Raw genomic sequence first — 23,001 nt, 5'->3', positions numbered from 1 at the left:
GATCTGGGATTAAAATACATTAACTATAAAAGTATTAAATTCGCGTTACTCACATCTGAGTAACGCAATATACCGTTATCCGGATCTGGATAGCGAAAATTTTAATGTGTGAATTAGACAACTTATTCCTATCTTTTCATTCCTCACTTAAGGACTGAATCAGAATGTCCAGCAAAGACAGAAGCTTTGTCAACGCTGGACTATAATGATTTGGTTGCTCGCTACAAAAGGTTACTCGTGTACGCAAATAAAGACTTCTTAAAGCGCTTGCGAAAACTAGCTATTGAGTTCTACGATAACCATCATTCATCAAAAGAGATGCTTGATACATTGCCAGTAGAATCTACAAATACCGCTTCTACAAACGACTTAAAAGCCTGCCGTAAATCATCATTGTCAAGCGATTCCCAAAAAGCTGGCTGAGAATACGACCAAGCCAGTTTAAGCCTGTCAGCATCGATTTTATCTGCATACTGCGATCGCATTACCTCAGCTTCTATTTGGTTCTCAATATCTTGCATAGCCGCAATAATTGCAGGATTGGAAGAATTAAGTGCTTTCAACCCCTCCAATTGCTGCTTTAAATCAATCAATTCTGATGATTCAACGGGACTATCTGCAAGTTCCGATTGTTCGATAATTTTTTCTGCTTCGTCGGTAATAGCTTTAATTACCTGCTTTGTAAGGACATTCAATCGGGAATTCTTCTTGTTGTGGCACAAATGCGGGTTACGAGCGTGTTTATTACACCGTATCCAATGCGTTTCACCTGACTTGTACCTGCTTATAATCCGAAACATCCCCCCTTTGCAGTCAGCGCATTTCAATAAACCTTTTAACGGGTATTCCTTCTCTTTCTTCCCCGTAAACCTCGGTCTGCTCTTAGCGTTGCGTTTAATCCGGGCAATTTCAAATTCAGTGGCGATCGCCTCGTGGGTATTTTTAATTATTTGTGGTGGTCTGGGGTTTTTCGGGTTCCTTTTCTGCTCCATATCGGTGAAATATCGGGTGTGACCGAGCAATGTAGGATTTTCAAGCCAATGCCTAATACCCGATACCGAATAATTAATCCCGTGTTCCTCGAATAAATATTTGGATACTGCTCCAAAGCTGTAATCTTCAAGCAATAGTTCAATTACTTTCCTAGCAATGGGGAAGTTCTTTTCATGCGGTATTATTTTGTGTTCTTCATTTAATCGATATCCAAAACAAGCCGATTGAACTTTACCCTGCGACCTAAAATAAGCCATACCGTGCCTTGTACGTTCCGATAACAACCTACTTTCAAAGTCTGCGAGTGCTGCCATCTGGGAAGCAGAAAACCGCCCAAACGAGGAACTAACATCAATTGGCGCATCCAGTATCCTTAAAATTATTCCTGAGTCATTGAAAAGCTGAATCGTCCGAATAACATCAATATCGCTACGCCCAAGCCTATCAATGCGGGTAACAATAATTTCTCGAATCTTTCCCCGCTCCACCATCTTTAAAAGCTTATTAAACTCCTTCCTTTTATTTGACCGTCCCGATTCTATATCAACTAACACCACATCAGCCCCAGCATCCTCTAAGCGCTTTACTTGCTGTTTCAATGCATCGTATTCTAAAGATTGCTCGACTGTAGAGACGCGAGCATAACCGTAAATCATATAGTGTCACACCAGCCACAACCGTTTATAGTACCACGTCTTCGTGGTCTGGTGACGGTACCTTAAACGAGATGATGTTGACTCCCAAGGTAAAAATGAACTTGATTCATTGCTACCGTTCTATGAACTACATCTCTCGTCATATGGAAGAAGCTTATGGTATTCCCTGGATAATAGATAATCCTTGAAAAATCTAGCAGTTAAGGATTTAAGTTTTTTCATTTAAAAGTGTTTTACTTTTTCATTAAATAAAAACGTTTTACTTTATCAAAATGCTGCAATGAATAGTAAATTGACTCATTTTTTGGATTAATTATGCACTATTTAATGATTTGTTTGGAGAAATATTTGCTAACAGTACTATTTAAAAGGACTTGTAGAAAAATTTTGTAATTTATGTTTAGGTTAAGAACAAATTTCATGTAGCTAAAATGACTTATACGGCATTATTTGATTTTTTATCTGGCTTTGGTATAATAATCATAAATTTTTGTCAATAAATTTTAAGTGAAGCAAGATTTAGCCAAAACAATTGATGTATCGATGGAGAAGAATATAGTTTTATAAGTAAAGCATAGAATGAATCTATTTTGAATCTAAATATATTTGATATTTGAAATCGGATGTTTACAAACTAGAAAATTTTTAGTTAATTTTGGTAAGAGTCACGTTTCAAGCTCAATTGTCAAATCCATGTATCGACATATTCAAAGTTTATTGTGGGGAGATGAGCATCATGACAGCTACTATGCCGCTAATATCTGTTATCGTTCCGGTTTACAACGGTGAAACAACGATTAAAGAAACAATTGAATCTGTGTTAAACCAAACTTTTGTCAATCTTGAATTAATAGTAATTGATGATGGTTCGCAGGATTCAACTTTGAACGTAATTGCTAATATTCAAGACTCGCGTTTAAAAGTATTTTCATATAAAAATGCGGGTGTTGCGATTAGTCGCAACCGTGGCATTAAAAAAGCTGGTGGTCAGTTTATTTCCTTTTTAGATGCTGATGACCTCTGGACTTTAGATAAACTAGAATCACAACTGAAAGCTTTGCAATCAACTCCTCAAGCAGCGGTTGCTTACAGTTGGGTGGATTATATTAATGCTGAAGGTGAATTTTTACATAATGGCAATCATATTACTATTAATGGAGATGCCTACAAACAGATGTTGGTGGAAAATGTTTTAGAAAATGGTTCAAATCCTTTAATTATTAGAGAAGCCTTAATCCAGGTTGGCGGTTTTAATCAGTCATTAACACCAGCAGAAGATTGGGATATGTGGTTGCGTTTAGCGGCTCGTTATGAGTTTGTGACAGTACCATCTCCTCAGATTTTGTACCGTACTTTGTCTCACTCAGGCTCTACTAATGTTTTGAAAATGGAAAAAGTTTGTTCGCAATTGATTGAACAAGCTTTTAATCGTGCCCCTGCATCAGTTCAGTATTTAAAAAAGAGAGCTTCTGGAATCCTTTACTATTACCTGATTCATAAGTCTTTAGAATCCAATAATTCAAGTCAAAATTCTATCGCTGCGATGCGATTTTTTTATAATACGATTCGCTATGATGCATCAGTTTGGCAATGGCGAATTATGTTAAAAACCATTATCCGAATTTCTACGTTATTTCTATTGTCGCCGTTACTATATCAGAGATTTAAGGCAGTATATAGAAGATTTTATGCAAAAGATTCCAGGCAACTGCAACATAACTTATAGGGGAAAAGGTAAGTATAATTCGTAATTCGTAATTCGTAATTCGTAATTAATTCCCCATAAATGAAATTTAGGGGCTTTAACAGAGTATAGTCCACGGATGAATCCGGGGGCTTTAAACCGAAAAAAGACTTGGTAATTGGGTATTGAGAATTGATAATTGGGGATTTTCTTTAAAACGGGGATACTTCTGACAATAGGCTAGATTATTTAGAAATTAGTGCAACCTGTACTATAGATTATTAAGCAGTAATGTTGTATTTCATCTGTAATTGCTGATTCTCTTGCTTTAATTTCTCTACCTGTAGTTTTAACTGTTGGTTTTGATTTTGTAATTCTTCAACTAGACTTTTATTTTCGACTGCAAAATTCATTACCTTTCTACGATTTTCTAAGGAAAACCATTTTTGATATACTTCTGTGTGAACTTCTACAGAATGTCCTAGATTATCAGCAGCGGCTTTTATGGGAATTCCGTTGATGTGAGCGCGAATAGCCCAAGCATGACGTAAGTCGTAAGGATCGAAACCTACATTAACCCTGCGAAACCAGGATGAACAATTAATTCTAACGGTGTTGATATCTTGGAATGTTTTTTTGTCTTCTACAGCCCCTTTGAGCATTTGCAGATATTGGGGATTTTTTAAATCGAATAGTCTCACCCAGTCTGGATAAAAGGGTAAAACCTCTCTACTTCCTGTTTTAGTCTCACCATCTACTTTCCAAGTACTGTTAATATTATCCGTACTCAACCAATGCTCTATATTTGGATTTACAAATAATTCTCTAGGTCTTAATCCATAAGTTGCCAGCATACCGTAGCACCATTGCCAAAGCTTCCAACTATTTAAATAGGCTTTTTTGATTGTTTTTTTGCGTTTAGCAGCGTAATCTGCAAATTTTGTATAAGCTGCGGTAATTTCTTCATCGCTCGGTATATTTCTGTCTCTAACAATCGGTTTACCCGAATAGGCAGATAAATCTATATTTAAATCAAAAATTTTGCAGAATACTTTAAGCGTCTTGACTGTATTATACAGAGTACTGCTTTTAGGCTCTAATTTATCCAGACACGCTAAGATTCCATCTTTACAAACAAAAGTATCTAGCCCAATATTTCTTTTCAAGTAATCTTGATGACAGTGAAAAGTATGTTCGCTTTTCATTGTGCGTTTTCTAGTTTGAAAATACTGCTTTTCAAAATCGGGAAGTATCTGTGCAATAGTTCTAACTTGCCCTTTAGCAGCTAATCGTCTTTTTCCTAAATACTTGTCATTCCATTTAAAGCATTTTCTGGCGGTAAGCCTGCTTAATTCATGTGCTTCTTCTTCAGCTGTTTTCAAACCATCCAGATTCGCCGGAATACCCAAAGAGATGGAATATTGCTTGGTACCAGTGCCCTTTTTATTAATTTCTCCAGGTTTGAGAGGAAGACTTGCCTGTAACTGAATTGAAGCGTTCTTAACTACTATTCCAACTTTGATATTGGCTTCTTTCAATCTGGCTTTAACTTTAATAACTTCTTTGTCAAATTTTTCTTTTAAATCAGTATATGTTGTCTCAACTTGCTTCATACTTTCCTTGCAGCGTTCGTAGTAGAAGGCAACTAAAAAGTATCAAAACTGCTATCTTAGTAAAGAAAATTTACTTTTATGATTGCCTGATTTTTGTATTAAACCGGTTATTTAAAAAGCAAACAGCTTCTGACGAGCATTGTTTACAATTAACAATTATCTATTACCTATTACCAATCACCAATATTAATAGCCTATAGTCAAATACAAAATTCCCTGGATGGAATACAACTTCTTCGGACCTACCAAGATTGCTGAATCTTTAAGAGCGATCGCCGCTAAGTTCGACGAGAAAATCCAAGAAAACGCTGAGAAGGTTATTGCTAAATACCAAGCTTCTACAGACGCAATCCTTGAAAAATACGGTCCTCGTCTAAAAGGTAAGACTGTTGCATTGATGGTTGGTGGTTTACGTCCTCGTCACGTAGTACCCGCATTCAAAGACTTGGGAATGGAGCTTGTAAGTACTGGTTATGAATTCGCTCATAACGATGACTACAAGCGCACCACAAACTACATTGAAAACGGAACCATCGTTTACGATGACGTAACTGGTTACGAATTCGAGCAGTTTGTTAAAGGACTTAAGCCCGACATCGTTGGTGCTGGTATTAAAGAGAAGTACGTATTCCAAAAAATGGGTCTTCCCTTCCGTCAAATGCACTCTTGGGATTACTCCGAGCTTATTTATGGTATTTCAGGTAAGGCTTTTAGAGATTGAAAAATTAACTAGACTATCTTTAGACTAAGTATTATAAACAAGATTTATTTACAACCATATAATTATTACAATCGACATCATGAAAAAAATATTTTATCAAGCTATTTGCATCAATCGATATTGATTGATATTGCAACTGTGTATTATAAACTTTTTTGATTGCGACTTTTTTAGACTAAATTGCAAATTATTTAATTGTTGTATTTTGTGCGGGAGGCAAATAGGGGTGTAGATTTTCTTCCCATAATATTGCCGTGTCGTTACGTTACGGCATAAATATCTAAAAATGGAAATCATTAATTTAATCATGCCGCAGGACACCATAATTTTTGATATTGAAAATTTTGGGTGACGATGTAATCTGAATTATCGATTAATAATCGAATTTTGTCGTGAATCTAAACCAACCTATCAATAAAGCATAATAAAATTATCAAAAATATCCACTATAATTTTTGCCATATTTGACTAGTATAAGTCGGCGTAAATAAGGCAACCATCAAAAATGGCTGAAAAGACTAGAAAATCAAACTTCTTACTTCTTACTTCCGCGAAGCGGTATTAGTAGATTCGCTATAAATAGTGTAAATGGATTTTATATAAAAATTGATAACATCAAATTATAAACAATAAAACAAAAATTGACAAGTGTCTGAAGCAATAACACTGGGAAGAATTTTGTTTAAATTAAAGAAAGTCCCGCTATAACCGATGAAATGCAGAATAAAACAAACTCATCAACACTATATGACCTAGGGTTGATGTAAGTATTTTGCGTTTAGGAATAAAACTAAGAATCTGATTAACTAGCTTGAAAGCAGCAATCAGTAAAGTATCGATTGTGAATAGAAGTGTTTGTTTTTCACAATACAATTTATAATGTTAAATAATTATTAATTTACATAACTTAATACCACTCAAATCCATGTCTCTGATTATTGGAACAAGAATTCATAGCGCTTGTGGTACCCATACACCTAACTTCTCTAAATTAAAGAAATGGTGTAATCAAGTATTGAAGTACGCAGATTATGTGGTTATAGCGACTGACGAACACCTTTTTGAGGAAATTACTCAAACTGTTTCTTGTTTTGGAAGGCGGGTACATTCACTTTTGGTCAACCCCTGGAAAGGATTCGCTCATCCTTTAAATGCAATCGTCTATGAAGCAACTTCTTTGGGTGGGAATAAACTTCTACTTCAAAGTCCAGAAGTTTGCGTTCATTCGACAGACGTAAAAATACTGGATTTGCATCTAACCGCAGATACATTAGTAGTCGGAGCAAAGATGATTTTAAGTCATGGAGGAGATGCTGGAGTAAAACCGATAGATGGAATGACTTCACCTTGGAATACTTTGGCTTTGTGGAATTTATCAAAATTAAATATCACGGGATTTCTAGGGGTTTCCAGCGGACTTCTTAAAGATGTGCCTGGGGGAATGGAAGAAGTAACCACGATTTCGCTACTACAACAGCTTGCTCCCGATCAAGCTCATGCAAAGTTAGTGAGTTTGTCACAGTTAAAGTGGATTAATGATTGGAAGGATTTAAAGCGTAAAAAGTACCACGAACAGAAAATGTCCTCCAAATTATCCCGTGCAGAAATACAATTAAAATACTCGAATATTCAGCGGGGCATCGTTACTGTTCTTTAAACCATGAATCAAGAACGTTTTATAAATTGGTCGGGGGAATATCAATGCACGCCTAATTATGTACATCACCCTGTTTCCAATGAAGAAGTTAAGGATATTGTTTGTCAAGCCATCAAGCGGGGAAGCAAAATTCGAGTATTTGGTTCCGGGCATTCTCCTAGCGATATGGCGATGAGCAATGAAGAATTAGTTTGCCTTGATGGTTTAAATGCGATTAAAAATATCCACGCGGAAAATCAAACCGTTGTTGTTGAAGCGGGAGTGACTATTAATGAGTTAAGTCAAAGTTTGGCTAAATATGGATTAGCATTACCAAATTTAGGCTCTATTTCCGCTCAAACAATTTCCGGTGCAATGGCTACTGCTACTCATGGAACTGGTTTAAATTATGGTACAATGCCGACCATTATCGAAGAAATAACTTTGGTAAATGGTAAGGGAGAAATTATCAAAGTTTCCCAAACTGAAAATTCTCAATTCTTCAATGCTGTTAAATGTCATTTAGGAAGTTTGGGATTAATTACAGAATATAAGCTAAAGGTAACAAAGAGTTTTGATTTAGAAGTACAAGAACAGCCGCAAACTTTAGCAGCGGTATTTGAGAATTTACCAGAATCCTTGAAATCCGACCATTATCGTTTTTGGTATTTACCCCATGTAGATATGGCTTGGGAATGGACTGCTACTCGTAAACCACCGGAGGAGAGTACAGTCAAGGGAAAAAATATTTTTCAGCGTTTGGGGGATTGGTATCAACAACAGCTAATTGGATTTTATACTTTTCAATTTTTATTATATATAGCAACTTATGACCAAAATTTGATTCCTAGAATTAATCGTTGGTATGCTCAACAAATGTTTAGCAAGCCAAAACAATCGCGGGGTGATAGTTTAAGTCAATTCAATTTTGATTGTTTATTTAAACAGCAGGTAAATGAATGGGCTATTCCGATAGAATATACGGTTCAAGCTTTAGAAGCAATTCGTGATTTGATTCAAAAAAAGGATTACAAAGCGCATCTTCCGATTGAAGTACGTTTTGTGAAAGGGGATGATATATGGTTAAGTCCCTGTCAGGGAAGAGATAGCTGCTATATCGGAATTATTAATTATATGCCTTATGGAAAACGTGTTGATTGTCAAGATTATTTTAATGACTATGAAAAAATAATGACTAAATTTAATGGTCGTCCTCATTGGGCTAAAAGATTTGGTCCCGATGCAAAAGAATTAGCAAAAATATATCCCCACTGGAATGATTTTATGCAAGTACGCTATCAATTAGATCCAGATAATCGATTTGGAAATTCCTATAGCGATAGAGTTTTGGGACAGATGGGGTAGAGGGGGAAGATGGGGGAGAGGGGGAGAAAAATTTATTTACAATCTAAAATCCAAAATCCAAAATCTAAAATCAAATGACAGATATTTTAGTTATCGGAACGGGGGAATATGTTACGGGTTTTGTTCGGGGAGCGGCGGCTGATTCGGATAAAAGTGCTGGTGTTATAGGGCTGGTACTTTTCGATTTGAGAAGTCGTGGTAAGGTAAATCAAATTGCTTTATGCGGTCGTGATGGCAAGACTTTTCCGGGTATTCGCAATCATTTTACTGAGAAAATAGAAAAGCAATATCAAGGAATAGATATTAATGTAAATACTTTTCCTGGTGATGATGAATATAATCCCCAAGCTTATCAAACTGCGATTGAAAAAATGAAGCCGGGGGATGCGGTAATTGTGGTGACTCCCGATGATACTCATTTTGAAATGGCTATGGCAGCGATTCGGCATGGGTTGCATGTTTTGGTTGTTAAACCATTGGTGAAAACTTTAGAAGAACATCAGAAACTAATTGCAGCTGGGAAACAGCATAATGTATTAGTTGCAATCGAAATGCATAAAAGGTATGACCCCATGTACTCCGACGCTCGCGATCGCGTTCGTAGTTTTGGAGATTTTAGCTATATGAATAGCTATATGAGTCAACCTCGCACTCAACTGCACACTTTTGGTAAATGGGCTGGAAAATCTTCTGATATCAATTACTATCTGAATTCCCATCACATCGATTTATTAGATTGGATGGTAAGCGATTTTGCTAGACCAATAAAAGTAAATGCTTTGGGTGCTACCGGAGTTGCTAAAAACGAGTTTGACATCAAAACCGAAGATACGATTACCACTACAATTCAATGGGAAAACGTTAAAAGTGGGAATTTAGGAATTTCGGTTCATACTGCTTCGTGGATTGCTCCAAAATCTGACGTTCATTCCCAACAGCGTTTCTTTTATATGGGACATCAAGGTGAGTTACAAATTGACCAAGCTCATCGGGGTTATTCATCCGCAACGGTTTCCGGAGGATATGGGAGTATCAATCCTTTATTTATGAAATATGAACCTTCCAACGGTAAATTTGCCGGACAAGGAGCTTATGGTTATCAAAGTATTGAAAAATTCATTGATGCGGTAGCTGGTATTAATAAAGGAGGTAAACCCGAAGATTTTGATAATGTTATCGCAACTGCGGCAAAAACATTACAAACAACAGCAATTCTCGAAGCTAGTCGTATTAGTTTAGATAATCATACTTCAGTTGAAATTAATTATAGTTCTTCCGAATCGTTGATTCCAGAAAGTTTTTAGTTCGTTCGTAGTTGCGTTTTCTCGAAGAGTAAGCGCAACTACGAACCGATATAAATAAATTTTAAAATCAAAAACTCATGAAAAATAATAATAATAACATCGCCGAAAAATATCAAAAATATCTAGACTACGAAAGCCAACAATTTCAACAATTAGCCGACCAAAATATCAATAGTTGGGCTGATGTTTGGCAGCAATCTGTAGATAAATATCTTGAAAAACCAGTTGTTCATGAAGTCGGTTCGTCAAAAACTTGGACTTATCAAGAACTCGACCGTGCAGCCGATAAAATTGCTTGTTGGGCTATTTCTTTAAATCAAAATCAAGATAAAAAATATAAATATATCGGAGTTCATCAAAGTAACAGTGCTGTTTTCTTAGCAACTGTATTGGGATTGGCAAAAGCCGGAATCACCGCAGTTTTATTTAATATTAGAGAATCCGAGCAAAAATTATCATCATTAGCTAAAGATTGTGGAGTTGAAATAAATATCGGTAAACCGATTCCATCAGTAGATAATTACGACCCGAATTCAATTTTATCAGCAGAATGCTCAGGAAGAATTCCCAAAGAACATCGCAGTCAAATTACTATGGAAGATGCTGTAGTAATTATCTTCACCAGCGGCACTAGCGGTCGTAGTAAACCAGCACTTTTTAATCATCGTCGCATGATTGGTGCGGGAATTGCTTGGTCTTTACGAACTCAAATGACACCAGAAAGTAACTGCTATATAACTTTGCCTTTATATCATGGAAATGCTTTAGCTGTTGCTTTTGCTAGCTGTGTAGAAGCAGGAGCTTGTGCTGTAGTTAGAGAAAAATTTTCTGTCAGAGCTTTTCTAGATAATGTTCGTAATTATAATTGCGATTCGGTTGTTTATATTGGAGAACTTTGGCGATATTTAGCTAATAGTCCCCAAAAACCAGATGATAAGGATAATCCCCTCAAAGTTATTTTTGGTAATGGTTTGTCATCTGGATTGTGGGAAAATACTATCGAAAGATTTGGAATTGAAAGAGTTGTTGAACATTTTGGTGCTACAGAAATGCCAGCATCAGCTTTAACAAACTGGACGGGAAAACCTGGTTATTGTGGTTTTATTCCTCCAAATCATCCCAATGCTAAAAATGTCGTTTTAGTTGACGAACAAGGAAAACCCGTTCCAACAGGAGAAGTTGGACAAGCTTTATTACGAGTACCTGGCGATCGCTATCGGGGTTATCTCGATTCTTCATTAGATGAAAGTAAAATTTGGGAGAATTTATTTGAACCAGGAGACTTATGGTGGCGCTCTGGAGATTTATTATCTAGAGACGCTGACGGTTTCTTCACATTTATCGATCGCATGGGAGATACCTTTCGTTGGAAAGGGGAAAATGTTGCTTGTCAGGAAGTAGAAGAAGCAATTTTATCAACTGGTAAAATTCGGGAAGCGGTTGTGTATGGAGTTGAAATTCCCAGAGCGTCGGGTAAAGTTGGAATGGCATCTCTTTTAGCTGTAGAATCTAACTTTGAAAATAATCTTGATGAATTTTTGCATCAACTTAAAGAACTTTTACCACCTTATGCAATTCCTCATATTATTAGATTGGTGGAAAATCATCATCAAACAACTTCCACAATGAAAATTCTTAAATCCCAATTACAGAAACAGGGATTTACACAAATTGATAAATATCCGCATTTTATTTTAGTAGAAGGTAAATACGTTCCTTTGACAAAAGATTATTTATCAAAGTTAGAGAATGGGGAATTAAACTTTGGTTTTCGATAAAAAATGAAATTCCTTCCCCTCTCCTTAATAAGGAGAGGGTTAGGGTGAGGTTTAATAAGTTGAGGTTTTAAATATAAATTACGTAGATGTAGGTTGGGTTAGACGTGCAAAGATATTGATTACCCACAAATAAATTTTATTCACGTCGTAACCCAACATTTCTATTGTTGATTAAATAAGAAATGCTTTTAAAAATTTGAATTGAATTATCTTAGATATAGAATATTGGGTTACGACGCAATATAAGTTATAGGTTTATAATTCTATATTGCGGTACGTCTAACACAACCTACAACTGATAACTGTTAAATATAATGTCTTACAGTCAATTTACGCTTCCCAAAGTCATCGAGGATTTTAATTTAAATCTGATAGAAGGAGTTGCGTTTTTAGCAAAACCTGAAAACCCAGTTAAACCTAGCCATTATATTGCAGAATTTCTAAACAAGAACTTACAACTTGCAATTGCACTGAATACAGAAAAAGCTAGATCTGAATTAATTATCTGTCCCTTACTTTTAGCAGTCAAAGAAGCTTTAAATAACGAAATAAGTTTATTTTCTGGTGAAGAATTTAATGTTGAAGCTGAAACTGGCTTAACAGGAATATGCGATTTTATTCTGAGTCGCTCCAAAGAACAATTATTCGTTAAAGCACCCGTAGCGATGCTGGTAGAAGCCAAAAAAGAAAATCTCAAAGTTGGTTTGGGACAATGTATAGCTGAAATGGTAGCAGCGCAGAAATTTAACCAGAAAGCACAAAATTCTATCAATACTATATACGGAACAGTTACCACGGGAACCCTTTGGCGATTTTTAAAATTGGAAGCTGATACTGTAACTATTGATTTAACAGAATATCCCTTACCTCCAGTTGAACTGATTTTTAATCAACTAATTTATATGGTTAGCTCTTGATAATTTCAGTTTCGTAGGACAAATTCAATAATCCTATTTCGCAAAACTTCACCACCTTTATCCAAAATAGTAGAATGATTACCACCTTCCACAGCATAAAATAATTTCTCACCCTTAGCAGTATTAAAAAGCTTCTTCCCATTCACAAAAGGAATATATTTATCTAAAGTTCCATGAACAATTAGAATCGGACAATTAACTTTTTTTATTTGATTTATCGGTGAAATTTCTGCAATATTAAACTCAGCAATTTCCTCTGCATTTGCAATTGCTCTTTTTCTCCAAAAAGACGGTAGCCAAGGAACTTGTTTCGCAATAGTATTATTTAAATCAGCAAAAGCGGATATTGTAATTAAAGCTTGAATTCGTTTATCGTAAGCTGCTGAAGAAATCGCAACCGCACCCCCAGCAGAAATTCCCATCAAGGCTATATTTTGAGATTCTTCTTTGTGATATTTTTCTAGAAAATCAATTAATCGCGAAACATCTTTCCGCTCGTGAAAGCCATAGGTAAAATATTCACCACCACTTTTACCATGACTTCTCATATCGATAAGTGCTAAATTGAAACCTCGCTGCCAAATTGGTAAATTAAACTTGAGGAAATCTTGTCTTGTACCACCTAATGAGTGTAAAACTATCAAAGTCGGATTTTCAGATAGATTTATTGGTGAAGGAATCCACCAACCGGAGATTTTTATATTGTCATCGGTTGTAAAGTTGATATTTTCGACTTTTGCGTTGAATTGTTGAAAAATAGCCGGTTTTGAGTCAACAGGATAATTATAGTGACTTAATAGAGCATAGGGAAGCCAATTATCTATGAGGAATATTGGTAAGAGAGCGATTATTATTCCGATGAGGAAATTCTTCCACAACTGTGGAACATTTTTAGGAATCAAAATTTTTCACCTGTAGATGCAAATCGTTGTTGTAACAACTCTGTGATAACTTATTTATCGAATAATTAATTGAATATAAACACGTAGGTTGGGTTAGACGTGCAAGGATATTGATTACCCACAAATGATTTTAATTCACGTCGTAACCCAACATTTCCATTGTTGATTAAAAAGGAATGCTTTTAAAAATTTGAATTAAATTATCTTAGATATTGAAATGTTGGGTTACGACGCAATATAAGTTATTGGTTACAAATTTAATTTTGTCGTGCGTCTAACCCAACCTACAATTACAATAAAATGAAAAGATATTGTAGGGTGTGCCACGGTACGAATTCATTATGGTGGAGGTTATCAATTAACCGGATACCGTGACGCACCATAATTGTCAAATATTTAGTTTACGTCTAATATTTGAAGATGATTAATTTATTTAAACGCAATTTAATTCAACTAATCTCAATCTGCTGACTATCAACTTCTAAAATCACTTCATCCTCGTAGTTTAAATCATCAATTTTAAAAGTAATAATCTCTAAAATATCCGCGGCTTGAAAATGTTCGGGTTTTGTATCTGGATGGGGATAATAAATCAATCCTTCTTTGATTTCACCGTTTTTGAGATTAATTCTACAATCAAAAAACGAAAAGTCTTCTGCTGGTTCATTTTCTGCCCATTTGAGATTTTTAAAAGTATATTTAGCTTGTTTAACAGAATATTGATGGGGAGATATGGAAATATTTAGCGTTCCAGAAAAATACGGTTCTAAATCAAGTCCCAATTTCTTAAAAAAAGGCTTCTGCATTTCAATTGTTCCGTTGGGGAAGCGTTTATCTCCACCTTTACCCGATGCGACACCGTAACCTTTTTTTATTATTCCTTTGACTTGTGAATAATTGGTCATAATTAAAATGTATTAAAAAAATTAGATTTAGCGGTTTTTACGAACATTTACCCAATGTGCAGCGTCTTCAACTAAATCCTCAATCCATTCCCAAATAGATTTGTATAATTCTTGAATTGTTTCATTATTCCCACCTTCGTAATCATATACATAAACAGGACAGTCTTTTTCCCCATTAGCTAATATGAAATTTGGTCTATTATCATATCTACAAAAACAAAAGAAAACATTTTTAGGCAGACTGATAGGTTTTTCTCCTTCTTGTATTCCTTCTTCTCTATCTTGAAACACTCGTTCATTTAATTGAAGAACTTCATCAATGTAAAACTCAAACTCTCCATTGCTAATCAAAGTTCCTGCTCGATGTCCAGCTAAAAAGAGAATTTGCTTGTATACATATGGTAAAGTTCCGTATTTTGCCTCAATAGTTTCAATTTCGCTAACTTTGCATCCACGAAATCCATATTCATTATTCACAACATTACTCGTTAATAACCTTGTTTTTAACTCATTAATACTAGAAATCATTGGATAATCTGAGAATTGAAAGAAATTAGTTACTTGTTGCTATTAAATTATTTGCGATAAAATTAAAATTGAAAATTGTAATCCACTCGCTTCATCACCTCCCGAGCAACTTCAAGAACTTCATCTTTCACAGATTGCTCGCGAATCTCACCCAAATATTTCAACTCTTGCCAAACCCGTTCGCATTCACCAGCTTTGTAGCGCTCTAGAAAATTTTGACTTGACATACCATGAAAAATTGCTTCAATACACAAAGGTTTGTATCTCAACAGGCATGAAATAATAAGCATAAATACTTAATCAATATTGATTATATCCTCCCCTACTCCCCCTATCTCCCCCTCTCCCCCTCCCCTATTCGTGTTTCCTCCGTGGAAAAGTCGGCTACCACTACTGAGAACTGTTTCATCATGTCATATAAATAATTTATAATTACTTAACAAATGGTATAGTCGCCATCAGCAGGAAGACATAAAATGTCTGTGATGGTATAGTTCCAGCCCGTGCTGACTTTTAAAACCAATGCCGATTCCCCTTGAGTATTACTTAAGTGTAGTCACCGACCGTTCTAGCACCAAGTTATATAGCAAATATGAAAGACCTCACTCGTTATCGAAATATCGGCATCTTCGCTCACGTTGATGCAGGAAAAACAACCACAACTGAAAGAATTCTGAAGCTTACTGGTAAAATCCACAAAATCGGTGAGGTTCATGAAGGTGCAGCGACAACGGACTTCATGGATCAGGAGCAGGAGCGCGGTATTACGATTCAATCCGCTGCTACTAGCTGCTTCTGGAACGACCATCAATTGAATATCATCGATACCCCTGGGCACGTTGATTTCACTATTGAGGTATATCGTTCTCTCAAGGTTCTCGATGGCGGAATCGGCGTTTTTTGTGGCTCTGGTGGTGTGGAACCCCAATCGGAAACAAATTGGCGCTATGCTAACGATTCTAAAGTTGCAAGAATTATTTACGTAAACAAGCTTGACCGGATAGGAGCAGATTTCTACCGTGTTGTCAAGCAGGTGGATAATGTTCTTGCTGCTAAGCCGTTGGTAATGGTGTTACCTATCGGTACTGAAAGCGAGTTCACTGGTGTTGTTGACTTGCTAACTCGTAAAGCTTGGATTTGGGATGATTCCGGAGATCCAATGAATTACGAGCTTAAGGATGTTCCCGAGGATATGAAGGATGATGTGGAAACTTGGCGCGAACAGCTTGTTGAAATGGCTGTAGAGCAAGATGATGCGTTGATGGAAAAATACCTCGAAGGTGAAGAGGTTTCCATTGATGATTTGAAGCGCTGTATCCGCCAAGGTACCAGAGAATTAGCATTCTTCCCCACTTATTGCGGTTCTTCCTTTAAGAATAAAGGGGTGCAACTAGTACTTGATGCTGTTGTTGATTACTTACCTAATCCTAAAGAAGTTAAGCCTCAGCCAGAAGTTGACCTTGAAGGTAATGAAACCGGCGAATTCGCTGTTGTTGACCCAGAAAAGCCATTAAGAGCGCTAGCATTCAAAATCATGGATGACCGCTTCGGTGCTTTGACCTTTACTCGGATATATTCGGGTACTTTATCAAAAGGTGAAACAATCCTCAACACCTATACTGGTAAAACCGAGCGTGTTAGCCGTCTTGTAGAAATGCACGCCGATTCCCGCGAAGAAATTAATTCGGCTCAAGCTGGTGATATTGTCGCGATTGTGGGTATGAAGAACGTCCAAACCGGACATACTTTGTGCGACCCCAAACAGCCCGCAACCTTGGAACCAATGGTGTTCCCAGACCCAGTAATTTCTATCTCGGTAACTCCAACCAAAAAAGGTAGTTCCGAGAAATTGGGTATGGCTTTGAGCAAAATGGTTCAGGAAGACCCCTCATTCCAAGTTGAAACCGACCAAGAAAGCGGTGAAATGATTATTAAAGGAATGGGAGAATTACACCTTGATATTAAGGTTGATATTCTGAAGCGGACTCACGGTGTAGAAGTGGAAGTTGGTAAGCCACAGGTTGCTTATCGCGAATCTATCACCAAGCCAATCAACGACAGCTACACCCACAAGAAGCAATCCGGTGGTTCCGGTCAATTCGGTAGAATTGATTATACAATCGAACCAGCCGAACCCGGTGCTGGCTTTGAGTTCCAGTCCAAAGTAACTGGTGGTAACGTACCTAGAGAATTTTGGCCTGCGGTACAAAAGGGTTTTGAAAGCAGTATTGACAAAGGTGTGTTAGCTGGATTCCCCTTAGTTGACGTGAAATTCACCTTAACTGACGGTGCTTTCCACCCAGTTGACTCCAGTGCGATCGCGTTTGAAATTGCAGCGAAATCTGGTTATCGTCAATCGATTCCTAAAGCTGGTCCTCAATTACTTGAGCCGGTAATGAACGTAGACGTATTCACCCCAGACGACCACGTTGGTGACGTAATTGGTGACTTAAACCGTCGTCGTGGAATGATTAAATCCCAAGATCCAGGTGCTACCGGGGTTCGCATCAAAGCAGAGGTTCCCCTAAGCGAAATGTTTGGTTACATCGGCGATTTACGTACCATGACATCCGGTCGCGGTCAGTTCTCAATGGAATTCGACCACTACGCACCATGTCCTAGAAACGTGGCTGATGAAGTGATTAAGGAAGTTAAAGAACGCGAAGCTGTGAAGAAGTAAATCGTAAATTGCGAACCGTTTTTAGCTTTTAGTTAAAAATTCCCGATTGACATTATAGTCAGTCGGGAATTTTTTATCTGTTTGAAAACTGCTTATTGTTAATGATTTAAATCTACAGTTAAATAAATGCAAACGTAATTACTAAAAAAATTTACACTGCCGATATCCTAGATGATGAATCGTATTTTTTAGTTGATTCATCTTTGCTCGGAACATACTCAACTAAATCGAAAGGAGTACATTTTTCATTTAGACAAGATAACTCATTGATAGCTTCACAAATTTGCTCCCATCTTTCACCACCAATTTCTGGCATTAACTCGGCTCTTTTCAAAGCTGACACAGAGTTAGCACTTATACCTAAATAATTGGCAAGCTCTTTTCCCTTTATTCGATGCCGAGCCATTAATTCACTTAATTTCCAACGAATCACGTTCTTACTTATATATACAGTACTACTGAAAATACGAACTGTTTAGTTAAAACTAATACCTTTAGATATGTATGTATAAAATATTTTTTTACAAAACAGCATCATAAAATCAATGCATTTATTGTATACTCTTTATAGAAATAATAAAAGCGGTTCCCCAATTTCCTCGCAAGAATTTGAGACCGCCTTTATAAGTTCAACATCAAGTCTAAGCAAGTAATAAACAAGCAAGAAATTGTCCTGCTTAAGCTAACCGGGAATTTTCAAATCATGCTAAGTGTGTCATGTCCAATCAAGTTAAAAGGCTCTACCTTTATAATCAATCCTGAGAATCTGCATCTCTATTAAAAAATAAATTGTTTATAAGAATTAATAAATTAATAACTTGCCAGATAACAAGTTGTCCGCCTATCTACGCAGCAATTTGTAAAGGGATTGATAGATGTGACCAAAAAAATGCTACTATTAAAGCGCTTAAACCCATAATAAATGTAATCCAAACCCTCCGGTTTAATAAATTCGGCAATACATAATATTAAGCCTATAGCAATCCAAATTTAGGAAGCATTGATTGACATCTTTAAAAACAAAACTCTATAGTTTGAAGATACCCAAATTTATAAAATAATTATCAATAGTTGATTTTTTGTTTGGTAATTGGTGAACCACTGCGTTGCGGAGGTTCCCAAGTCATTGCGTTGCGCGGGTTCCCCGCGTTGTAGCAAATGGCGCTCCGTTGTAGCAAGTGGTGAACCCGAAGGGTAATTGGTAATTCTTAATTACTGGAAATAATATCTGTTAAAAATTAGAGAGGTTTAAATTATTTTCTATTTCATTACGAAGCTTTCTTGCTATCAATATACTCTTGGTCATTGACTACTATATTCAATTTTTCCTGCCGAGCTACCAAAGTATCCACTTTCTCACTCAAACTTGCTATTTCTGCTTGCAACTCCATAATCAAAGTACGAAGGTCTTTTTCTGTTTTTTGCTTTGCTTGATATTCTGCTTCGCGTTTTTCAATTTCAACAAGCAATTCTTCAGCCGCTTCCCTTATTAAAACAGCATTCAACTCTCCCGGCTTACAAATAAATTGATGAAGCTTTTTCTTTCTATGGCTTCTTTCTATGTAAAAGTATGTGCGACCCTTAGATATAGACTCTCTACAACGAAAAATTCTTTCTTTGTAAGTTACTCGAAATGATTCTACATCTGGTAGCGGAGTATCTACCGTTGCATCATCCAATATTATTCCGGGGTCTTTTGCTTTTGCCATACCAACATTCGTTCTTCTCCTAAACGATATTTTAACATTACACAAAACTACGTAACTTGAAAAACTACTTGACTAAGCGTGTTATGACGTAGTACTTTTAATTTTGTACCAAAAAAGGATAAAATAAAAACAGACGTAATTCCGATCAAGAATCAATACGTCTGCTTCTGATAAATCCTCTCTGTGGAGAATTTAATATATTATGTTGGATTCAAGTATAGTACAATCCAAGACCCTTTGTCCACTACAGTTAACCTGTAATGTTGATAATCAGCTTATTTTCTTACGATTTTCAGAAGAACAAAGCGATACTGCAATCGAACAAAGTGCAGTAGTAGATTCCCCTGAAACCAAGATGTACCGAGATTGGTGCTTGGACGGAAAATTTCCACCGAGATATATCTAACGAATTTTAGATATCAACTTCCGTTAATCAGCCTCAAAAATTGCTAATTACTCGTCCGCTTCAATATTTCAGGGGAATCTATCATGGCAAATGTCTTTCAGACACGCTCCGCGATCGCAACATCACTACAAACTTCAAACTGTGCCCAAAATTTGGGTGAAGCAACTCAAAATATTCTGGAGAATGCTTTCTACATAGCCAAGCAGAAACTAGAATTATCTCGCAAAGCATATAAACAACTGATTAAAGAATGGGGTTGGGAAAAGGAAGACAAGAAATATCTCAAACTCGCTAAAACCTTTGAAAAATTCTCACCCTCAGATTTAGCCGAGATTGAACCCAATACTTTATTTTTGCTATCCAACCAAAGCAAGAAATATGCTGCCGTAATTGAGCAACTTCTTGATATCGGCTACATCACTCAGAAAAAGGTACGCGAATTAATTAAACAGCAGCGCAAACCCAAGCCAATCAAGGTAGAAAAACCATCAATTTGGCGAAGAACTAAAAACGGTCTCAGATACTGTCAGGTACCTCCAATCCACGACCAAGCAGTTGGTGTTGCTTTGCAAAAAATGATGGATGAGGAAGGGTTGACTGCTCAACAGATAATCGCAGAAGCATTGGAATTGCGACAAGCGTTGAAAGAAGGACGCTTGAATGTTGAATCTCAGAATCAAGAAACAGAGGATATTCAAGTATCTAGTGCGAAAGTTGTACAGAGCGATGAATATTTAGAAAATCAAAGTCAAGAGGTTGTATATGAAGATATTTTCGATAATGAGCCAAGTTTTGAGATAGATAATTCGGAAGCGAAACAAGACTATACAATTTTTTCAGACAATGTAATTTTCAATCCAACCACAAATCAGGAGACAGTAGAATTTTTGAGCGAGCAATTATTTGTGGCTGTAGAAAATCTTAACTATTTCGGTAGAAAAGAAGTTAAAGAAGCCGAACAATTGGTAGCATCGATTATTGATTTTTGTAACTCTCAACCTGCTTCCGAACAATGGAATACTTTAGCCCAAATCACTCGGAGGAATAGTAAAGCTTTAATGGTTGTGGTTGGATATTCGGGAAAAGAACATTCAGAATGGTTTTTCAACTTACCTCAAATATTGGCAGATGCAGCCTTAGATAATCCCGAAGAATTAGATTGGGTAGATAAAAGATTGCGTTCTGAAGCGCTTTTGTTGATTTCGGGTAGATAGTTTAGTTTATTTTTTGCAATCTTCACTCAACAACAAATCTGATTTTGAATATTGGCGATCGCCTGGAAGTAAACGCTTCAATTTCCAGTATTTTCTAGCATCCTTGATTGATTTATCGGGGTTATCGGCTAAAAAATCTCTAATATATTGATTGTATTGGTTATGTGCTGGAATTACAGATTGATAATTTGGGTTTTTCTTTAATTCTTGCAATCGATGCCATTCTACAACTGCATCACTCAGAGTTTTACCGACGTTATCTTTCATCCACTGCATTAAATCAATGGAAAAACTGAATTTTGCACCTACCCGCTCGGTAAAAAATCTTCTGACATTAGAATTATTTTTATAATTATCTGTGATTACCGTATCAACAGTTAATTGTTCATTTTTCCAATCAAACTTTGAATTAGGTTTTTTAATTGATTTATCTGGTTTTTTATTGGTTTCAGTTTCACCAGTATTTAGATAATTAATAATTCGCTCTGCAATTTCAAACTTGCCACCGGTGATTTTAATTCCGACTTCGCGACAGTAAGCAATTAATTCTTCTTTTAACCAATACCAATTTTTGAATTCTTCTGCTGAGGAGATATTTTTTAATTTAGGTCTTTCCATATTTGTTTATATCCGTGGAAATCTAATCATATTTAGTAGCAAAACACTGCAAACCCTGAGTGGTGCGTTAAAACTAACGTTTATAACACACCCTACAGGAAGAGAAAACAGTGATATTTATGAATAAATTAAAATTCAGCAATGAAACAAGAGTAATCCTAATCGGTGGTTCGTCTCATGCTGGAAAATCAACTCTTGCTCAATCTTTAGCTGCAAAACTTAATTGGAATTATCTTTCTACAGATAAACTTGCTCGTCATCCCGGAAAACCTTGGATACAACCAAACAAAAGGTTTATTCCAGAACACGTTGTAGAACATTATAAAAATCTTTCCCTTGAAGCTCTTTTTGTAGATGTAATATCTCATTATGAAAAAAATGTTTTACCCCAGGTTGAGAATATTGTTTGTTCTGGAGAACATCTGATTTTAGAAGGTTCTGCAATATATCCGGGATTGGTAGAGAATTTAGTTCGTGAAAAGGGAGTTAAAGCAATTTGGCTGACAGGTAGCGAGCAACTTTTTCAAAATAGAATTTACAATCAAAGTAATTTTGACAATGTAGGTGAAGATGAAAAGTATTTAATTGAAAAATTTCTTCAACGTACTCTTTTGTACAACAAAAGAATGATGGAATCGGTTGAGCAGTTGGGATTTAAATATATTAATGTCGAATTCACTTCAAATACAGACGAACTTTCAACAAAATATATCGAAATGCTTCTTGAAGATTAATCCCAAACATTCCTACACGATAGAACATTTTAAATAAAACTTTAATACTTCATATCATGTCCGCTTGACTTTCTTTAATAGTTCAACTCTGAACCTGATAACTAACTAATAAAACACCACTTTCATAAATCTTGCTATCGGTAAGTTTTAACGCAGTTGGTTTAATAACTTCCCCAAACAGCGGAATACCCGAACCCATAACAAAAGGATTTATTTTTAAAATAATTTCGTCAATCAAATTTTCAGCAAACAACGTCGTGGCTAAATTCGCACCACCACATAAATAAATATCTTTTCCTGTTTCATTCTTTAACCTTTTTACCAATTCACCTGCATTCTCCGAAACAAGCTCTACATTCTCATCGGGACTTTCTTTCATGGAACGAGAAAACACATAACTTTTCATCATCGGATAAGGATTAGTTTTTCCTTCGGTTAATCCCACCTCATAAGTTTTTCTTCCCATCAAAACGATATCAAATAGTTTAAAAGACTCGATATAATCATTTACGACTTCTCCTTCAAAGACAAAATCATTAAATGAACCGTCTTTCCGAGCAATAAATCCATCAACACTGCAAGCAACGTAATATTTAAGTTTTCGCATAATTAAGTTTTAATTTATTTGATGGATTACT

Annotated in this window: 19 protein-coding genes and 2 pseudogenes; 11 read left to right on the top strand and 10 right to left on the bottom strand. The window is 36.1% G+C overall.

Going from position 1 to position 23,001, the window contains the following annotated elements:
- Positions 1-302: 302 nt before the first annotated feature.
- The gene (xisF, locus tag RIV7116_RS30520) at positions 303-1,649 is read right to left on the bottom strand and encodes a fdxN element excision recombinase XisF (RefSeq protein WP_015122202.1); all 1,347 of its coding nucleotides are present in this window, start codon (positions 1,647-1,649) and stop codon (positions 303-305) included.
- A gap of 38 nt (positions 1,650-1,687) precedes the next feature.
- Here xisF and RIV7116_RS37720 point away from each other — a divergent pair.
- Positions 1,688-1,822 (top strand): annotated as a pseudogene (locus RIV7116_RS37720) (nitrogenase); the annotation flags it as partial.
- Positions 1,823-2,385: 563 nt separating this feature from the next.
- Positions 2,386-3,375, top strand: a complete 990-nt coding sequence (locus tag RIV7116_RS30515) for a glycosyltransferase (protein WP_015122201.1) — start codon at positions 2,386-2,388, stop codon at positions 3,373-3,375.
- A gap of 239 nt (positions 3,376-3,614) precedes the next feature.
- On the opposite strand, the gene RIV7116_RS30510 is transcribed toward RIV7116_RS30515, so the two are convergent.
- On the bottom strand, positions 3,615-4,946 hold the full coding sequence (locus tag RIV7116_RS30510; protein ID WP_015122200.1) for a site-specific integrase: 1,332 nt from the start codon (positions 4,944-4,946) through the stop codon (positions 3,615-3,617).
- Positions 4,947-5,151: 205 nt separating this feature from the next.
- On the opposite strand from RIV7116_RS30510, the pseudogene RIV7116_RS30505 reads away from it, so the two are divergent.
- The 6 genes and pseudogenes from RIV7116_RS30505 to RIV7116_RS30480 all read left to right on the top strand — a co-directional run.
- Positions 5,152-5,667 (top strand): annotated as a pseudogene (locus tag RIV7116_RS30505) (nitrogenase component 1); the annotation flags it as partial.
- A gap of 925 nt (positions 5,668-6,592) precedes the next feature.
- The gene (locus tag RIV7116_RS30500) at positions 6,593-7,324 is read left to right on the top strand and encodes a hypothetical protein (RefSeq protein ID WP_015122199.1); all 732 of its coding nucleotides are present in this window, start codon (positions 6,593-6,595) and stop codon (positions 7,322-7,324) included.
- 3 nt (positions 7,325-7,327) lie between these two features.
- Entirely contained in the window at positions 7,328-8,668 is a 1,341-nt protein-coding gene (locus tag RIV7116_RS30495; protein WP_015122198.1) for a D-arabinono-1,4-lactone oxidase, read from the top strand.
- Between the two features lie 74 nt (positions 8,669-8,742).
- Positions 8,743-9,972 carry a Gfo/Idh/MocA family protein gene (locus tag RIV7116_RS30490; protein ID WP_015122197.1) on the top strand — a complete coding sequence of 410 codons (1,230 nt, stop codon included), beginning with the start codon at positions 8,743-8,745 and terminating at the stop codon, positions 9,970-9,972.
- Positions 9,973-10,049: 77 nt separating this feature from the next.
- The gene (locus RIV7116_RS30485) at positions 10,050-11,750 is read left to right on the top strand and encodes an AMP-binding protein (protein WP_015122196.1); all 1,701 of its coding nucleotides are present in this window, start codon (positions 10,050-10,052) and stop codon (positions 11,748-11,750) included.
- A 314-nt stretch (positions 11,751-12,064) separates the two neighbouring features.
- Entirely contained in the window at positions 12,065-12,667 is a 603-nt protein-coding gene (locus RIV7116_RS30480; RefSeq protein WP_015122195.1) for a hypothetical protein, read from the top strand.
- A gap of 5 nt (positions 12,668-12,672) precedes the next feature.
- Here the strand turns inward: RIV7116_RS30480 and RIV7116_RS30475 are convergent, their stop codons facing one another.
- The 4 genes from RIV7116_RS30475 to RIV7116_RS36175 form a co-directional block, all read right to left on the bottom strand.
- Positions 12,673-13,569: an alpha/beta hydrolase gene (locus tag RIV7116_RS30475; RefSeq protein WP_015122194.1), complete on the bottom strand. Its 897-nt coding sequence runs from the start codon at positions 13,567-13,569 to the stop codon at positions 12,673-12,675.
- Positions 13,570-14,018: 449 nt separating this feature from the next.
- Entirely contained in the window at positions 14,019-14,474 is a 456-nt protein-coding gene (locus RIV7116_RS30470) for a hypothetical protein (protein ID WP_015122193.1), read from the bottom strand.
- A gap of 27 nt (positions 14,475-14,501) precedes the next feature.
- Positions 14,502-15,002 carry a hypothetical protein gene (locus RIV7116_RS30465; RefSeq protein ID WP_015122192.1) on the bottom strand — a complete coding sequence of 167 codons (501 nt, stop codon included), beginning with the start codon at positions 15,000-15,002 and terminating at the stop codon, positions 14,502-14,504.
- Positions 15,003-15,064: 62 nt separating this feature from the next.
- On the bottom strand, positions 15,065-15,229 hold the full coding sequence (locus RIV7116_RS36175) for a hypothetical protein (protein WP_157229356.1): 165 nt from the start codon (positions 15,227-15,229) through the stop codon (positions 15,065-15,067).
- A gap of 365 nt (positions 15,230-15,594) precedes the next feature.
- Here RIV7116_RS36175 and fusA point away from each other — a divergent pair, with 365 nt between their 5' ends.
- Positions 15,595-17,682, top strand: coding sequence for an elongation factor G (fusA, locus tag RIV7116_RS30460; protein WP_015122190.1), 2,088 nt, complete (start codon positions 15,595-15,597; stop codon positions 17,680-17,682).
- Between the two features lie 151 nt (positions 17,683-17,833).
- Here fusA and RIV7116_RS30455 read toward each other — a convergent pair whose 3' ends face one another.
- Both RIV7116_RS30455 and RIV7116_RS30450 read right to left on the bottom strand, forming a co-directional pair.
- Positions 17,834-18,115, bottom strand: coding sequence for a helix-turn-helix transcriptional regulator (locus RIV7116_RS30455; RefSeq protein WP_015122189.1), 282 nt, complete (start codon positions 18,113-18,115; stop codon positions 17,834-17,836).
- An 835-nt stretch (positions 18,116-18,950) separates the two neighbouring features.
- Positions 18,951-19,391: a hypothetical protein gene (locus RIV7116_RS30450; protein WP_015122188.1), complete on the bottom strand. Its 441-nt coding sequence runs from the start codon at positions 19,389-19,391 to the stop codon at positions 18,951-18,953.
- Positions 19,392-19,880: 489 nt separating this feature from the next.
- On the opposite strand from RIV7116_RS30450, the gene RIV7116_RS35610 reads away from it, so the two are divergent.
- The gene (locus RIV7116_RS35610; protein ID WP_015122187.1) at positions 19,881-21,011 is read left to right on the top strand and encodes a hypothetical protein; all 1,131 of its coding nucleotides are present in this window, start codon (positions 19,881-19,883) and stop codon (positions 21,009-21,011) included.
- A 6-nt stretch (positions 21,012-21,017) separates the two neighbouring features.
- Here the strand turns inward: RIV7116_RS35610 and RIV7116_RS30435 are convergent, their stop codons facing one another.
- The gene (locus RIV7116_RS30435) at positions 21,018-21,629 is read right to left on the bottom strand and encodes a DUF6434 domain-containing protein (protein ID WP_015122186.1); all 612 of its coding nucleotides are present in this window, start codon (positions 21,627-21,629) and stop codon (positions 21,018-21,020) included.
- Between the two features lie 119 nt (positions 21,630-21,748).
- Between RIV7116_RS30435 and RIV7116_RS30430 the strand changes: the two genes are divergently transcribed.
- Positions 21,749-22,363, top strand: coding sequence for a (d)CMP kinase (locus RIV7116_RS30430; protein ID WP_015122185.1), 615 nt, complete (start codon positions 21,749-21,751; stop codon positions 22,361-22,363).
- A gap of 82 nt (positions 22,364-22,445) precedes the next feature.
- On the opposite strand, the gene RIV7116_RS30425 is transcribed toward RIV7116_RS30430, so the two are convergent.
- The gene (locus tag RIV7116_RS30425) at positions 22,446-22,970 is read right to left on the bottom strand and encodes a dihydrofolate reductase family protein (RefSeq protein WP_015122184.1); all 525 of its coding nucleotides are present in this window, start codon (positions 22,968-22,970) and stop codon (positions 22,446-22,448) included.
- Between the last annotated feature and the right edge of the window lie 31 nt (positions 22,971-23,001).

Source organism: Rivularia sp. PCC 7116 (assembly GCF_000316665.1).
Lineage (GTDB): Bacteria > Cyanobacteriota > Cyanobacteriia > Cyanobacteriales > Nostocaceae > Rivularia.
Note: the sequence above shows the minus strand (reverse complement) of the source record. Positions and strands in the feature narration are given on the sequence as shown.

Excerpts from the sequence above, each read along its gene's own strand:
- xisF (WP_015122202.1), bottom strand. The coding sequence starts at position 1,649 with ATGATTTACGGTTATGCTCGCGTCTCTACAGTCGAGCAATCTTTAGAA.
- RIV7116_RS30515 (WP_015122201.1), top strand. The coding sequence starts at position 2,386 with ATGACAGCTACTATGCCGCTAATATCTGTTATCGTTCCGGTTTACAAC.
- RIV7116_RS30510 (WP_015122200.1), bottom strand. The coding sequence starts at position 4,946 with ATGAAGCAAGTTGAGACAACATATACTGATTTAAAAGAAAAATTTGAC.
- RIV7116_RS30500 (WP_015122199.1), top strand. The coding sequence starts at position 6,593 with ATGTCTCTGATTATTGGAACAAGAATTCATAGCGCTTGTGGTACCCAT.
- RIV7116_RS30495 (WP_015122198.1), top strand. The coding sequence starts at position 7,328 with ATGAATCAAGAACGTTTTATAAATTGGTCGGGGGAATATCAATGCACG.
- RIV7116_RS30490 (WP_015122197.1), top strand. The coding sequence starts at position 8,743 with ATGACAGATATTTTAGTTATCGGAACGGGGGAATATGTTACGGGTTTT.
- RIV7116_RS30485 (WP_015122196.1), top strand. The coding sequence starts at position 10,050 with ATGAAAAATAATAATAATAACATCGCCGAAAAATATCAAAAATATCTA.
- RIV7116_RS30480 (WP_015122195.1), top strand. The coding sequence starts at position 12,065 with ATGTCTTACAGTCAATTTACGCTTCCCAAAGTCATCGAGGATTTTAAT.
- RIV7116_RS30470 (WP_015122193.1), bottom strand. The coding sequence starts at position 14,474 with ATGACCAATTATTCACAAGTCAAAGGAATAATAAAAAAAGGTTACGGT.
- RIV7116_RS30465 (WP_015122192.1), bottom strand. The coding sequence starts at position 15,002 with ATGATTTCTAGTATTAATGAGTTAAAAACAAGGTTATTAACGAGTAAT.
- RIV7116_RS36175 (WP_157229356.1), bottom strand. The coding sequence starts at position 15,229 with ATGTCAAGTCAAAATTTTCTAGAGCGCTACAAAGCTGGTGAATGCGAA.
- fusA (WP_015122190.1), top strand. The coding sequence starts at position 15,595 with ATGAAAGACCTCACTCGTTATCGAAATATCGGCATCTTCGCTCACGTT.
- RIV7116_RS30450 (WP_015122188.1), bottom strand. The coding sequence starts at position 19,391 with ATGGCAAAAGCAAAAGACCCCGGAATAATATTGGATGATGCAACGGTA.
- RIV7116_RS35610 (WP_015122187.1), top strand. The coding sequence starts at position 19,881 with ATGGCAAATGTCTTTCAGACACGCTCCGCGATCGCAACATCACTACAA.
- RIV7116_RS30435 (WP_015122186.1), bottom strand. The coding sequence starts at position 21,629 with ATGGAAAGACCTAAATTAAAAAATATCTCCTCAGCAGAAGAATTCAAA.
- RIV7116_RS30430 (WP_015122185.1), top strand. The coding sequence starts at position 21,749 with ATGAATAAATTAAAATTCAGCAATGAAACAAGAGTAATCCTAATCGGT.
- RIV7116_RS30425 (WP_015122184.1), bottom strand. The coding sequence starts at position 22,970 with ATGCGAAAACTTAAATATTACGTTGCTTGCAGTGTTGATGGATTTATT.